15 protein-coding genes and 1 riboswitch are annotated in these 13962 nt (G+C 61.9%); of the genes, 7 read left to right on the top strand and 8 right to left on the bottom strand.

The features are described from left to right. Positions 1-373: 373 nt before the first annotated feature. The 3 genes from FPT15_RS22965 to FPT15_RS22955 are packed head-to-tail and all read right to left on the bottom strand — an operon-like array spanning position 374 to position 2461. On the bottom strand, positions 374-1093 hold the full coding sequence (locus tag FPT15_RS22965) for an alpha/beta hydrolase (RefSeq protein ID WP_145164916.1): 720 nt from the start codon (positions 1091-1093) through the stop codon (positions 374-376). A gap of 12 nt (positions 1094-1105) precedes the next feature. After that, on the bottom strand, positions 1106-1861 hold the full coding sequence (cobF, locus tag FPT15_RS22960; protein WP_145164914.1) for a precorrin-6A synthase (deacetylating): 756 nt from the start codon (positions 1859-1861) through the stop codon (positions 1106-1108). 45 nt (positions 1862-1906) lie between these two features. Beyond that, positions 1907-2461, bottom strand: a complete 555-nt coding sequence (locus FPT15_RS22955; RefSeq protein ID WP_145164924.1) for a histidine phosphatase family protein — start codon at positions 2459-2461, stop codon at positions 1907-1909. Between the two features lie 38 nt (positions 2462-2499). Continuing rightward, positions 2500-2624, top strand: a riboswitch (cobalamin riboswitch). 34 nt (positions 2625-2658) lie between these two features. Between FPT15_RS22955 and FPT15_RS22950 the strand changes: the two genes are divergently transcribed. After that, a complete protein-coding gene (locus FPT15_RS22950) occupies positions 2659-2871 on the top strand; it encodes a CbtB-domain containing protein (RefSeq protein WP_145164912.1) in 213 nt (70 codons plus the stop codon). Positions 2872-2890: 19 nt separating this feature from the next. Next, positions 2891-3619: a CbtA family protein gene (locus FPT15_RS22945; RefSeq protein ID WP_145164910.1), complete on the top strand. Its 729-nt coding sequence runs from the start codon at positions 2891-2893 to the stop codon at positions 3617-3619. Here FPT15_RS22945 and FPT15_RS22940 read toward each other — a convergent pair. Beyond that, entirely contained in the window at positions 3609-4169 is a 561-nt protein-coding gene (locus FPT15_RS22940; protein WP_145164908.1) for a DUF4865 family protein, read from the bottom strand. The two genes, FPT15_RS22945 and FPT15_RS22940, sit on opposite strands and share 11 nt — an antisense overlap. Positions 4170-4262: 93 nt before the next feature. On the opposite strand from FPT15_RS22940, the gene FPT15_RS22935 reads away from it, so the two are divergent. Beyond that, positions 4263-5129: a LysR family transcriptional regulator gene (locus FPT15_RS22935; RefSeq protein WP_145164906.1), complete on the top strand. Its 867-nt coding sequence runs from the start codon at positions 4263-4265 to the stop codon at positions 5127-5129. A 115-nt stretch (positions 5130-5244) separates the two neighbouring features. On the opposite strand, the gene FPT15_RS22930 is transcribed toward FPT15_RS22935, so the two are convergent. The 3 genes from FPT15_RS22930 to FPT15_RS22920 are packed head-to-tail and all read right to left on the bottom strand — an operon-like array spanning position 5245 to position 9334. Beyond that, on the bottom strand, positions 5245-6573 hold the full coding sequence (locus FPT15_RS22930) for an MFS transporter (RefSeq protein WP_145164904.1): 1329 nt from the start codon (positions 6571-6573) through the stop codon (positions 5245-5247). A gap of 43 nt (positions 6574-6616) precedes the next feature. Further along, the gene (locus tag FPT15_RS22925) at positions 6617-8152 is read right to left on the bottom strand and encodes a class I adenylate-forming enzyme family protein (RefSeq protein WP_145164902.1); all 1536 of its coding nucleotides are present in this window, start codon (positions 8150-8152) and stop codon (positions 6617-6619) included. A gap of 3 nt (positions 8153-8155) precedes the next feature. After that, a complete protein-coding gene (locus FPT15_RS22920) occupies positions 8156-9334 on the bottom strand; it encodes an acetyl-CoA acetyltransferase (protein WP_145164899.1) in 1179 nt (392 codons plus the stop codon). 128 nt (positions 9335-9462) lie between these two features. Between FPT15_RS22920 and FPT15_RS22915 the strand changes: the two genes are divergently transcribed. The 4 genes from FPT15_RS22915 to mntP all read left to right on the top strand — a co-directional run bounded on the left by FPT15_RS22915 (position 9463) and on the right by mntP (position 12698). Beyond that, positions 9463-10050 carry a LuxR C-terminal-related transcriptional regulator gene (locus tag FPT15_RS22915; RefSeq protein WP_119736077.1) on the top strand — a complete coding sequence of 196 codons (588 nt, stop codon included), beginning with the start codon at positions 9463-9465 and terminating at the stop codon, positions 10048-10050. Between the two features lie 90 nt (positions 10051-10140). Further along, complete coding sequence (locus tag FPT15_RS22910) at positions 10141-11568, top strand: phosphatidylserine decarboxylase family protein (RefSeq protein ID WP_145164897.1); 1428 nt, start codon at positions 10141-10143, stop codon at positions 11566-11568. A 9-nt stretch (positions 11569-11577) separates the two neighbouring features. Then, positions 11578-11769 carry a CoA transferase gene (locus FPT15_RS22905; RefSeq protein ID WP_256676508.1) on the top strand — a complete coding sequence of 64 codons (192 nt, stop codon included), beginning with the start codon at positions 11578-11580 and terminating at the stop codon, positions 11767-11769. A gap of 365 nt (positions 11770-12134) precedes the next feature. Continuing rightward, entirely contained in the window at positions 12135-12698 is a 564-nt protein-coding gene (mntP, locus tag FPT15_RS22895; RefSeq protein ID WP_145164895.1) for a manganese efflux pump MntP, read from the top strand. Between the two features lie 124 nt (positions 12699-12822). On the opposite strand, the gene FPT15_RS22890 is transcribed toward mntP, so the two are convergent. Beyond that, a complete protein-coding gene (locus FPT15_RS22890; RefSeq protein WP_145164893.1) occupies positions 12823-13890 on the bottom strand; it encodes an NAD(P)-dependent alcohol dehydrogenase in 1068 nt (355 codons plus the stop codon). Between the last annotated feature and the right edge of the window lie 72 nt (positions 13891-13962).

The raw sequence follows: 13962 nt of genomic DNA, 5'->3' as shown, positions 1-13962 counted from the left end.
GCCCCGTCGCGGCTAAACCGGCGTCCTGCCGGTTTACCCGCTCCGTACTACCTGCGTTCGGCCAGCGTGGTTTAACGGGGCGCCTAAGATCAAAGTCAAAAGCAAAGCACGGCGGCCTAGTAGCCGACCTGAGTGGTTAGATCAAAAGCGCGGCCGAGGCGGCCTGACAGCCGACCTGATTCTGGAAGCTGAACTCAATCAAATGTGGGAGCTGGCTTGCCTGCGATGGCATCCACTGGGTATGGCTGATGTACCGAGGCACCCGCATCACGGGCAAGCCCGCTCCCACAGAAAAGCCATTAGTGCAGCAACGGACAGGCACTCAACGCTACCAAACGAAAAATAACCATCCCAGCACCCCTCACCCGCCATTTCACTTCAGGCTTTTCTCCAGCCAGGCCTGAAGGTCCTGCACTTCGGTCTCACTGACGGTATGCGGCATGCCCGGATACCCGTGAAACTCCGGCGTCAACCCAAGGCCCACCAGTACCTCATTGGCCTGCGTCGCCGAGGCATACGGCAGTGCCTGGTCGAGAGTGCCGTGGCCGATAAAGATCGCCAATTTGCCCAATGATTCGCTGGGCTTGAGTTCAGCCTTGAGCACCGGCAATACACTGCCACTCAAGGCCGCGATGCCGCGCACCAACGCGGGCTTTCGCAAGCCCACCTCGTACGACATGATCGCGCCCTGGCTGAACCCCACCAGAAACACCCGATCGCTTTGCGTGTGGTATTTGGCAGTGGCCTTGCCCACAAAGTCTTCGATCAGCGCGGCGCTGCGTTGCAGGTCGGCGGTTTCGCCATTGTAGTCGCCGTCACCCGGCGTCTTGGTAAACCAGCGATAACCCTGTGGGTCCACGGGCATCGGCGCACGTGCCGACAGGTAGGTCCAGGTGGACGGCAGCGCGTCCTTGATGCCAAACAGGTCTTCCTCGTTGCTGCCAAAACCGTGCAGGAAAATCACCAGCGGCTGATTGCGCGCATCGCTCTGGGTCTGTTCCAGATAAGACAGGGGCAAATCGGTGTGCAGCGTGGAGTCGGCGTGGGCGGCGCTGGCCATCAGGGTCAGTGCCAGGGCAAACAGTTTGAGCATAGGAAAGTGACCTCAGGGTTTGCGCAACAAGTAAGTGTCCATGATCCAGCCATTTTCCAGACGCGCCGCCTTGCGCACCTGTTGGATTTGCTCAGCCACTTCGCTGACTTTGCCGCTGATGAGGATTTCGTCCGGCGTGCCCAGATAGGCGCCCCAGTAGATGTCCATGTCCTGATCGGCCACGCTGCGGTAGGAATCTTCGGCGTCGAGCATGACCACCAAGGTGTCCGCATCACTCGCCTGCCCCGCCGCCAACCGGCGCCCGGTGGTGATCTCGATGGAGCGACCTATGCGGTTCAGCGGCACCTTGTGCTGGGCGGCCAGGGCTTGCACGCTGGTGATGCCGGGGATCACTTCGAACTCGAATACGCTGCGGCCACTGGCCAGGATCGCTTGCAGAATGCGGATGGTGCTGTCGTACAGCGCAGGGTCGCCCCAGGCCAGGAACGCGCCCACTTCACCGTCAGCCATCTGCTCGTTGATCATGCGCTCGAAGGTCTGCTGCTTGTCGCGATTCAGGTCCTGCACGGCGGTGGTGTAGTCGATATCGCCGCGCACGCGCTCGGGGCAGTCGGCCTCGACGAAACGGTAGCCAGGCTCGGTGATGTAGGTTTCGCAAATCTCGCGGCGCAGGTCGATCAGCTTGTCTTTGCTTTGGCCCTTGTCCATCAGGAAAAACACGTCGGTGCGGTTCAGCGCTTTGACGGCCTGCATCGTGATGTAGTCAGGGTTGCCGGCGCCAATGCCGATGATCAGGATGCGTTTCATGGGTTGCTCTCATTGCGGGGCGTGGATTTTGCCATGTTCACGCGCTCAGGCGTGAGTTTCCAGACGCAGGCGCCACACCTTGTTAAAGCGCAGTTCGGTGGCGGACAGCGGCTCGACATCAATCAGGTAGAACATCGAGACAGGGAACTGCAACACGTACAGCATCGCGGCGCGAATCACAAACGGGTGGGTGATAGCCACTACGTGCCCGGGTTGGGTTTCGAGACTTTTCATCCAGTCAGCGACGCGCACGCAAATCTGCTCCACCGACTCACCGCCGTGAGGCGCGCTGGCGCTGTTGGTCAGCCAGTCACTCAATGCATGGCTGTCGAGCTGGGCGATGGCCTGGCCTTTCCAGGCGCCAAAATCACCGTCGCGCAACGCGTCTTCGACCTGCGCGTCATCGCCGAACAAGCCGGCGGTTTGCCGGGTTCTGGCCTCGGGCCCACATACCAGCCGCGGGCTTTTCTTGAAACGACCCGCCAGGGACAAGGCCGCGGGTTGCCATTGCATCGCTACCGATTCGTCATCGGGAAACCGCCCCTGTTTTTGCAACGGCGTGGCGGCATGGCATATCAAGGTCAACCGGGTGGCCTGCATCACAATTCACTCTGTTTCGACGCGCAGTCGGCGTAGACTGGCAAAGTTGTTTCAACATGTTACAACGAACATGAAAGAGGAAGCCGGTTCGAATCCGGCGCGGTCGCGCCACTGTATTCGGCCTTTTAGCCGTAAGCCAGACCCTGTTTCAGCCCAATCGCAATCCATTTCGGGACGCGTCATCCCTGGAGGTTTTCATGGCTAACACTGCTGCAACGAATCCTGATGTGCATTTACCCACCCTGCCCTTGGGCGACATTCTGCCGTGGGCGATCTTCGGCGGCCTGTTGTTGCTGCTGGCGCTCTATTTTGTCGGCGCCGAGCAAGGCGCCACCGCGGTGTTCAAAGGCATGTATGTGCATGAGTTTGTGCACGACGGCCGCCACCTGCTGGGTTTCCCCTGCCATTAACCGATAAGCGAGACACGACATGACAGGGCATTTACTCCTGCGCGGGATGCTGGTGGGCTTGCTCGCCGGCGTGCTGGCTTTCGGCTTCGCCAAGACCTTTGGTGAACCGCAGATCGACAAGGCCATCGCCTTTGAAGACCACATGGCACAGATGCACGGCGATGCGCCGGAAGAGGAGCTGGTGAGCCGCGAGGTGCAAAGCACCTTCGGCCTGTTCACCGGCGTGGTGGTATACAGCGTGTCACTGGGCGGCCTCTTCGCCCTGGTGTTCGCTTACGCCCTGGGCCGTATCGGCAAGGTCGGCCCGCGTGGCCTGGCGGCGCTGCTGGCACTGGCGGCATTTGTGGCAATTACCCTGGTGCCAGGGCTCAAGTACCCGGCCAACCCGCCCTCGGTGGGCGACCCCGAAACCATCGCGCAGCGCACCAGGCTGTTCTTCCTGATGCTGCTGGTGTCGGTGGCGGCCGCGGTGATTGCGATCAACGCCGCGCGCAAGCTGATTGTCCGCCGTGGCGTCTGGGCCGGGGCGATCCTGGGTGTGGCGTTGTACATCGTGATTGTGTCGGTGGCCGGCAGCCTGTTCCCGGTGATCAACGAAGTGCCGGAGGCGTTTTCGGCCGTGCTGCTGTGGAAATTCCGCGTAGCGTCGCTGGGTATCCAGTTGGTGCTGTGGACCACCCTCGGCCTGGTGTTTGGCGCGGTGGCCGAGCGCAAGCTCAGCCAGCCAACAGCGCGTTTCAACCCTTGAACTGAACCCCGGGGCGGGCCAGGTACAACACCTCATAGCCCGTTCCGGGATGCGCCGCATCCAGCGCCTTGCTTGACAAGGTGATGCGCACCAGCCGCCACGCCTGCACATCCAGCGCCAGGCATACTGCAAACGTGTCACCGCTGTCAGCCAACTGCTGATTGCGCCGTTTTTCCTCGGCGACGATCCCCGCCCGATCCGCCCCCGGCACCAGCGGCCACTCCTCTCGGTACAGGCTCAACGCATGCTGCGTGGGCCCACGCTGCACATCCAGCGGCAACCAGCTTTCGATGTGCGGACGGCCAAAGCTGTCGAGCACTTTCTGAAAACGCTCGCCGAGTAGAAAGTCGGCGGCCTGCAACGGGTCGGCCCACAGGTACACCGACGCATACACATTGCCCGGCGCCTGCCCACGCGTCTGCGCGATAAACGCCTTGAACAGCAACCCTTGCGTGTCCTCCCACAACGGCCCCAATTGCGCGGCGCGCCGGCGTATTACGTCCATGTCGTAGTCGGCAGGCAGGCGGTGTGAATACTGTTTGGCAAACATGGCAAAGCTCCTGTGCAAGATGTGGACAGAGCTTGCGCGCTGGCGATGATTTCAACAAGATATGGCCGAATATAATTGCGATAAGGATTGGATATGACTGACGCGCTCAAACCCCTCGATATCGACACCGTACACGCCTTTGTGCTGGTGGCTGATTTCGCCAGCTTCACCCGCGCCGCCGAGGCGCTCGACACGTCCCAGGCCGCCATCAGCCTGAAGCTCAAGCGCCTGGAAGAACGCCTCGGTTATCGCCTATTGGTACGCACGCCTCGCCATGTGCAGCTGTCGCCCCAGGGCGAGCGCTTCATCGTGGCCGCGCGTGCCCTGCTCAATGCCCATGAGCGGGCACTGGCTGACCTGGGCGCCCACGCGCCTCGGCGTTTGGTGATTGGTATCAGCGACCACGTGGCCGGGCCGGACTTGCCCACCTGGCTCAGCCGACTCGCGGCCTACGACCCGCTGGTGATTCTCGAGGTGCGCATCGCCTCGTCCCGCGACCTGGTGGCCGCGTTTGATCGCAATGAACTGGACGCGGTGATCGTGCGCAACGAAGGCGATCGCCAGGACGGCGAAGTGCTGGCCGTGGAACGCTTTGGCTGGTTCGCGGCGCCACACTGGCAACACAGCCCCGGCACACCGCTGCGCATGGCGACCATGGCCGCGCCCTGTGGCGTTCGGCACCTGGCGGTGAGGGCATTGGAGGCCGCGCGTATCGACTGGACCGAAGTGTTTGTCGGCGGTGGCGTAATGGCGGTAGGCGCGGCAGTGAGCGCCGGATTGGGGGTCGCCGCCCTCGCCCACCGCGTGGCCCCGGCCGGGGCGGTGGACGTGAGCGAGCAATACGGCCTGCCCGCATTACCCGTCAGTGAAGTGCTGCTGTATAGCCGGATCAGTGATGCGCGCTCGCGCGAAACGTTGCGCGCGTTGAGCGCAACGTTTCGTGGCGTGCTGCAGCGCTGAATGTCAGGCTTTTCGGGGTAACGCTGTTGGTCAGTTCTCTCAGGGTCAGGTCTTCCTTGTTGATCAATGATGAGACCTGAAACAGCGTAGCCGGGTTTTCGAAAACCGCAGTCGATCAGGCGGCCGGGGCCAACACGGCCACCGCCGGCGCCACCATCGGGCTGCCACTGGCGACGAAATCTTCCTTGCGCAGCACCACCAGTGCGATCAACGACACCACACCGGTTGCCACGTAGAAATACCAGGGTGAAGTGATGTCGCCCGTCACCTTGATCAGCCAGGTGGAGATCAGCGGCGCGCTGCCGCCAAACACCGCGACCGGCACGTTGTACGCCACGGCAATCCCGGTGGAGCGGATGCGCGTGGGCAGCAGCTCGCTCATCAGCGCATAGGTCGAGGAGGCATACAGCCCGAACAGGATCGCCACCGCCATCAATGGCGCGAAGAACGACGCGGCAGTGGCGGTTGGCGCCGACTTGAACAGCCAGAACATCGCCAGCGTGGCCAGGGTGCCGATCACCATCAGAAACGGCTTACGTCCGTATTTATCGGTGAACGCGCCGCCAAACGGCATCACGAACGCGGCCGAGAAACTCGCGACGAACACATAGAGCAGCGTGGTGCCGCTGTCGAACTTGAGGATCTTGGCCATGTAGGTCGAGGCGAAGGTCAGCACCAGGTAAAAGATCGAGCTGTGCAAGGTGATGATGAAGAACACCAGGGCAATCGCGCGCTTCCACTGCCAGACTTCGCGCAAGGGTGCACGGGAAGTCTGCCCGGCGCGCTGCAAGGCGAGAAATTCCGGGCTGTCTTCCAGCTTGAGGCGGATGTACATGGAGATAAAACCCAACGGTGCGGCGATCAGGAACGGCACGCGCCAGGCCCATTCCTGCATCACCTCGGCGCCCAGGACCCAGGTCATGCCATTGGCCACAGCGCCGCCCAGCAGCAGGCCGAGCACGGCGGTGACCATCAGCCAGCACGTGGCAAAACCGCGTCGGCCGGGGCCGGCGTATTCGGAGATAAAGCTGGTCACTGTGCCGATCTCGCCGCCCGCCGAGAAACCCTGCACGCAGCGCACCAGAATCAGCAGCATCGGCGCAGCAATGCCAAGCGTTGCATAGGTGGGCAACAGGCCGAGCATGACGGTGGAACCGGTCATCATCACCAGCGCCATGATCAGGGTTTTGCGGCGGCCGATCTTGTCCGCCAGCGGACCAAAGAACAGCCCGCCCAGAGGCCGGATGAAAAAGCTCAGGGCAAACGCCGCGAAGCTGGCCAACAGGCTGGTGGTGGGGTCATCGGAGACGAAAAATGCCTGGCCGATGTACACGGCGAGAAAGCCGTAGACGCCGTAGTCGTACCACTCGATCAAGTGACCGGAAGTGGCACCGAGAAACGCACGGCGCCGCTTGCGGACCGTGTCTTGCGCTTGATTGCCCATCAAAGGGACTCCTTGTCTGATGTTCTGTCCATGAAAAACGGGTCTAGGGAAGCGCGGCGATACTCGCTGCTTTCAGCCACTGCCGCAAGTCGGTCTTGAGGATTTTGCCGTAACTGTTCTTTGGCAATTCGCCGGGAAACAGGTACTTCTTGGGTTTCTTGAACGAGGCCATACGCGCCACGAACCAGGCCGTCAGCTCGGCTTCATCGAGGGGCTGGCCGCTGCGCGTCACCACAAACGCGACCACCGATTCGCCCCATTGCGTATCCGGCTCTCCCACGACGCACACCTCGAACACCTCGGGATGTTGCGCCAGCACTTCCTCGACTTCACGCGGGTACACGTTGCTGCCGCCGCTGATGATCACATCCTTGGAACGGTCCGTGAGGGTGAGGTAACCCGCCGCGTCGAGAAAGCCGACGTCACCGGTCAACAGCCAGCCCTCGACCAGGGTCTGACGCGATGCCTCGGGGTTGCGCCAGTAGCCTTGCATCACCGTGGCACCGCGCACGGCGATTTCGCCGCGCTCGCCCGTCGGCACCGGCTGGTGCTGTGCGTCGAGAATGCGGATTTCAACGCACGATTGCGCATGGCCGACGGAGGCGGCCAACATGGCCCAGTCTGCGCGTTGGCGGTCGGCGATCAGCGCGCGAGGCAGCACGCTGATGGTCATCGGGCTCTCGCCCTGGCCGTAGATCTGCACCAGCCGCGGGCCGAAGGTGTCGACGGCCTCACACAGATCGGCCAGGTACATCGGGCCGCCACCGTAAACGATGGTTTTGATGCCTTCGCCGCGATAATCCTGGCGCCGCGCCTGTTCGACCATGCGCTTGACCATGGTCGGCGCCGCAAACAGTGAAACATTGCCCAACTCGGCCGCCAGGCCAAACAGCTCGGCGGCGTCGAAACCGTGGGAAGCCGGCACCACATGCCGCGCGCCGCAGCGCACATGAATGAAGTTGTAGAGCCCGGCGCCATGGGACATTGGCGCGGCATACAGCACTGCGTCATCGGCGCTGACCGGATCCACGTCTGTGGGGTAACACAACGACATCGCCATCAGGTTGCCGTGGGACAGCATCACGCCCTTGGAGCGCCCGGTGGTGCCGGAGGTGTAAAACAGCCAGGCAAGGTCCTGGTCCTGGCGGGGCTCCGGCTGCGCCAGGGTCGGCCAGCCACGCGTCGGCGGCAGCGTGTGGCCGTCCAGTTCCTTGCAGTGCTGAGGCAAGTCGCGCGACGCCGAAAATATTCGGCCGCCGTCGGTAAAGATCAGGCGCGCCTGGGCGTTATCGGCGATCCACGCCGCCTCAGCCGGGTGCAATTTGGCGTTGATCGGCACAGCCACGGCGCCCAGCCACCAGATGGCGTAGAGCACTTCCAGGTAGTCGCAGCTGTTCTTCATCAGCACGGCGACCGCATCACCGGCGACCACGCCGTGCTGGTCCACCAAGTGCGCGGCGCGCTGGCGAACATGCGCAGCAAAGGTCGCGTAGTCGGCCACTTGCCGCGTGCCTTCGAACAATGCCGGTCGCTGCGGGTCGCGGCGCTGGGTGTCGTGCAACCAGTTGGCAATGTTCATGGGTCAGTACCGGCGCGCGTGCAGGACCGAGGCGTAGTTGGCCACTGCCATGCCGCCCATGTTGAACACCAGGCCAAACTCCGCGTTGGGCACCGCCAGGCCAATCGGTTCGCCGGTCAATTGGCGGAACGCCAAGGCGTGCATCGACACGCCGGTGGCACCTACCGGATGCCCCTTGGCCTTGAGCCCACCCGAGAGGTTCACCGGCAGCCGCCCGCCGGCGCGCACCACGCCACTGTCGAGCACGCGATGGCCCTCGCCCTTGGGCGCCAGGCCCATGGCTTCGTAGATCAGCAGTTCGGCGATGGTGAAGCAGTCGTGCACCTCGGCGAAACTCAGGTCGGCCAGGGTGATATTCGCCCCGCGCAGCGCCGAGTGGATGGCCCGTTGCGGGCCTTCAAACGCCAGGATGTCGCGCTGGGCAATGGGCAAGCAGTCGTTGACCTGGGTCATCGCGCGAATCTGCACGTCTCGACGAAACGCGCGCGCTCGCTTGGGTGAGGCCAGGATGATCGCGGCGGCGCCGTCGCTGATCAACGAGCAATCGGTCAGGCGCAGTGACTCGGCCACAAACGGGTTGCTCTTGGACACGTTGTTGCAGTGTTCGAAATCCATCACCCGGTGCATTTGCGCCAGCGGGTTAGCCATGGCATTGGTGTGGTTCTTGGTGGCGATGGCGGCCATCGAGCCCAGCGGGCAGTGGTAGCGCTCGGTGTATTGGCGCGCCGCACGGCCGAACAGCTGCGGGAAACTCAAGCCGGCTTCGGCCGGGTCGTTCTGATAACCGGCGCCGGCCAGGGCCTGGGTGACCTCGGCGGTGGACGTGTGGGTCATCTTCTCGGCGCCGACCACCAGCACCAGGTCGGCACTGCCGGAGAGGATCGCATTGACCCCGGCCTGAATCGCCGCCGAGCCGGACGCACAGGCGTTTTCACACCGCGTGGCGGGTTTGAAGCGCAGGCCCGGGTCGGCCTGCAACAACAAAGAGCTGGCAAACCCGTCAGGCACCAACCCCGAGTTGAAGTGCCCCAGGAACAACGCATCGATTTGCGACGCATCAATGGCCGCATCGGCCAGGGCTTCGCGGGTAACCTGCACGATCAGGTCTTCAAGGGTGGTGCCTTCCAGGCGACCAAAACGCGAATGACCGGCGGCAACAATGGAGACGCAATCAGCTGGCATAATCAATTTCTTCTATTTTTGATGCGGACATTTACCTACAATGACGCACCGCTGAGCGCTCGCCAATTCGTGTAACTACTTACATGGATAAGTAGCCCGGTGAGAAAAGCAACGAGGCAGGATGCCCAATGAACGCGTTTACCCAGCAACTTCAAGATATCGAACGCCTGGCGTTCCAGCTCTCCCCCGCCCCGCAACTGGTCACGCGCAACCGCGTGATGGTCGATTGCAATGAGGCCTTCCTGCAGTTGTTCGGCTATTCGCGCGACGAATTGGTCAACCAACTGACCCTGTTGATCTACCCGTCCCAGGCCGATTATCACGCCATCGGCAAGCGTAGCCACGACTGGCTGCTGGAGAGCGAGAACGGCTTCTACTCCGATGAACGCTTCATGCAGCACAAAAGCGGCGAGGTGTTCTGGGCCAAGTCCCACGGCTACACGCTCACGCCCAGAGACCCGTTCAAGCTGATGATCTGGCACTTCGAGCGCCTGGACCGCACGCACCAGGGCACCGGCGACCTGACGCCGCGGGAGCGGGAAATCGCCATGCACATCGTCAACGGTCTTAAATCCAAGGAGATCGCCCAGCGCCTGGCGATCTCTCACCGTACGGTGGAAGTGCACAGGGCACGGCTGATGAAGAAACTTGAGGTGAAAAACATCGTGGAGCTGGTGTCAAAAATGATTTTCGTCGGCGGGCGCGCCTGGTTATAGCCAACTATTACAAACCCCGGTCCCACGCTAGCTACGCTGAGAGTGCTCAAAAGGAGCTTTCCCACGCAGTTACGTTTAAGGACTAATGATATGGCGCACTCCGATTGTTCTTCGCCCGCCACCCAACCTCGCAAGACTCCGCCACCCGTCGAGGGCAGCGGTTCAAACCTGCTCACCCTGGACAATGCCGGCCCCGTGCAAATGGGCTTCTGGGTGCCCAACCGCGTGTGGGCCACCGCCAACTTCCTGGTGCCACTGCGCGACTACATCGACAGCATGAAAAAGGCCGGCACCCTCGCGCCGATGCAGCCGCAACTGGTGGAATTCAAAAACTGGGTGACCACCCACAGCGTGTACCGCATGTGGGTCATGTCGCTGATCGAGCAGTCCAATGCGTTCGTGCTGACCCTGGCGCCGCACACTCGCGACCAGATCAAGACCCAGGACGGCGACGTCGTGTGGATCAAGGACTACGACAGTTTCTTCGAGATCCTCAACGAAATTGTCACCACCTCGTCCTCGTTCAACGACACCGCCCAGGTCGGCACGCCCATGAATGCCTTCCTGGCGATTTCCATGGCCACCGAAGCCGGTGTTGCGCTGTTCCATGACGCCACCTTCAATGAGCAATTCAAGAACGTGCTCAACACCTGGAACGCCTACCTCAAAAGCCCGCAGTCACTGGACAAACTCGACATCAACAACCCGGAAAAGCCCGGCTCGTGGATCTCCAAGGCCGCCTGGGCAGCCGGTGTTTGGGACCAGATGGAATGCGACCCGAAAAAGCCCGGCTACGGCTACGACTCCTGGAACGCGTTTTTCATCCGCAAGTTCGTGCCCGGCGCCCGGCCGTTTCAGGGCAACGCGCAGACGCAGGTCGATATCGGCTGCGAAACCACGCCGTGGGCGTACCAGAACAACATCGCCTTCGAAAGCGACTTCTGGATCAAGGACGTCAACTACTCACTGCTGGACTTGTTCGCCGGCCAACGTGACTGGGCCAAGCACTTTGAAGGTGGGCAGCTGTATCAGGGTTTCCTCTCCGCCACCCACTACCACCGCTGGAACGCGCCGCTGGACGGCACCCTGCTGCGTTCGTGGGTGCAACCTGGCACCTACTTCGCCCAACGCCCGGCGCAAAAAGAAGGCCCGGGCACGTGGGAAGGCACCGAGTCGCAACCCTACCTGGGCCATGTGGCCGCGCGCGCCATTTTCATCTTCGAACACCCCACCTGCGGGTACGTGGCGCTGATCTGCATTGGCATGGTTGAAGTGTCGACCTGCATCATCGAACCGGGGTTTATCGTCGACGAAGGCAGCAAGCCGGTGAAGATCACACGCGGCACTGAAATCGGTCACTTCGAGTTCGGCGGCTCGACTCACATGATGGTGTTCCAGCGTGACCGCGTACGCCTTGAAGAGTGGGCCGTGAATGCCGTGCTGCACCGTCAGTCGCCCAAACCGACGCCCATGGGCAGCGTGATTGCAACGGCGCTCGACACCCAGAAACCCAAGTGATCCCACGCGGTGATCGCGCCTTACGGCGTGTTCCAGACCCTGGACGGCCCATTGAACCTGGCGCCGATCACCCCGGCCATGTGGGGCAAGCTGTGTGTGCTGCTGGACCTGCCCGAGCTGCCGAACGACCCGCGCTTTGCCAACAATGAAGCGCTTTCAACGCACCGCGATGCGTTGAAAGCGCTGCTGGAGAGCCGGTAACCCCAGCCAGCGCAATGCCCTGAGCGCGCAACTGCTCGACAGCCTGGACGAAAGCCTGGTCGCCCTCGCCGCCCAGCGCGTCGGCGTGGTGATCTCGGCGCCGACGTCGGCCAGAGCGTATGGAGCGCCGCCCACCGGTATTTGAAGGGCGTTGACGGAATTTTCATATCTGGCTGTCTATGATGCGCCCCTTCGTTGGGGAGTAACCGGCTTCTGACCCGCTCAGAAGCGTTCGTATCAACATATTCGGCAACCTGCCGTGGTACGAACACCGTTGAGGTTGGTGAGACCAGCGACACATCCATGCCTAAAGTCGGGCGTGTGGTTGTGTCGTTGACTCATACAGCCCGACTGGAAGCCTCACCGTGAACCCCATTTCCCTGATTTTTCTCGCCCTGGCCATGTCCACGGACGCCTTCGCGGCGGCCATCGGCAAAGGCTCCAGCCTGCACAAACCGCGTCTGATCGAAGCACTGCGCGCCGGCCTGATCTTTGGTGTGATCGAAGCCATCACGCCGATGATCGGCTGGGCCATCGGCCATGCAGCCACGCGTTGGGTGGAGGACTGGGATCACTGGATCGCCTTTACCCTGCTGGTCGCACTGGGCTTGCACATGATCTACAACGGGCTCAAGGCGGACGATGAGGAGGCGGAAAAGCCGACCCAGCATTCCTTCATGATCTTGGCCATTACCGCCTTTGCGACCAGCATTGATGCGATGGCCGTCGGCGTGGGCCTGGCCTTTATCGATGTGAATATTCTGGTGGCGTCGGCAGCCATCGGCCTGGCGACCATGACCATGGTAACCATCGGCATGATGCTCGGTCGGGTGCTGGGCACGGTGGTGGGCAAGCGCGCCGAAATGGTCGGCGGCGTGGTGTTGATGCTGGTGGGTGCGACGATTCTCTACGAGCACTTGTCGGCTTAACGGCTCGCACTGAACAAATGTGGGAGCGGGCTTGCCCGCGAAGGCGATGGATCAGTCGATGACTCTGTTGACTGTCAATGCGCTTTCGCGAGCAAGCCCGCTCCCACCGTAGGTCTGCAGCGTTTCAAGCCGCGTGACTTTCCTTCTTCAAGCTCTCCATATCAATCACGAAGCGATACTTCACGTCGCCCTTGAGCATCCGCTCGTACGCCTCGTTGATGCCCTGGATGTCGATCATCTCGATGTCCGAGACAATCTTGTGCTTGGCGCAGAAGTCCAGCATGTCCTGGGTTTCCTGAATACCACCAATCAACGAGCCGGCCAGGCTGCGGCGTTTGAAGATCAGGTTGAACACCGTCGGCGACGGATGCGGGCTGTCGGGTGCGCCGACCAGCGTCATGGTGCCATCGCGCTTGAGCAGATTGAGGAACGCATCGAGGTCATGCGGCGCGGCAACGGTATTGAGGATGAAGTCCAGGCTGTTGACGACCTTGGCCATCTCGTCCGGGTTCTTCGACACCACCACTTGGTCGGCACCCAGGCGCAGGCCGTCTTCGCGCTTGTTCGGCGAGGTGGTGAACAGCGTGACATGTGCGCCCATGGCATGCGCGATCTTCACTGCCATATGCCCTAGCCCGCCGAGGCCGACGACCCCGACTTTTTTGCCGGGCCCCACCTTCCAGTGGTGCAGCGGCGAGTAAGTGGTGATGCCGGCGCACAGCAGCGGCGCCACGGCCGCCAGGTTCGAATCATCGTGGGAGATGCGCAGCACGAACTTCTCCTTGACCACGATATTGTCCGAGTAGCCGCCAAAGGTATTTTCGCCGCCGAACACCGGGCCATTGTAGGTGCCGGTAAAGCCGTTCTCGCAGTATTGCTCCTCGCCCTCGGCGCAGGATGCGCAGTGCTGGCAACTGTCGACCATGCAACCGACACCGGCCAGGTCACCGACCTTGAATTTTTTCACGTTGGCACCGACGGCCGTGACGCGGCCGACGATTTCATGGCCGGGCACCGACGGATACAAGGTGTTGTGCCATTCGTTACGCGCGGTGTGCAGGTCGGAGTGGCACACGCCGCAATAGAGAATATCGATCTGGACGTCGTCCGACCCCGGCGCGCGGCGCTCGAAGGTAAAAGGCTTGAGTGCATCCTTGGAATCCCGAGCGGCGTAGCTGTAAGTCTTGGCCATTTGGTTCACCTGTTGAACTGACGGTAGAGGTCAGTGGACCAATGCAGACGCGCAAGCGTTCAACCGAGCACA

It is taken from the genome of Pseudomonas sp. RGB (assembly GCF_007713445.1).
Lineage (GTDB): Bacteria > Pseudomonadota > Gammaproteobacteria > Pseudomonadales > Pseudomonadaceae > Aquipseudomonas.
Note: the sequence above shows the minus strand (reverse complement) of the source record. Positions and strands in the feature narration are given on the sequence as shown.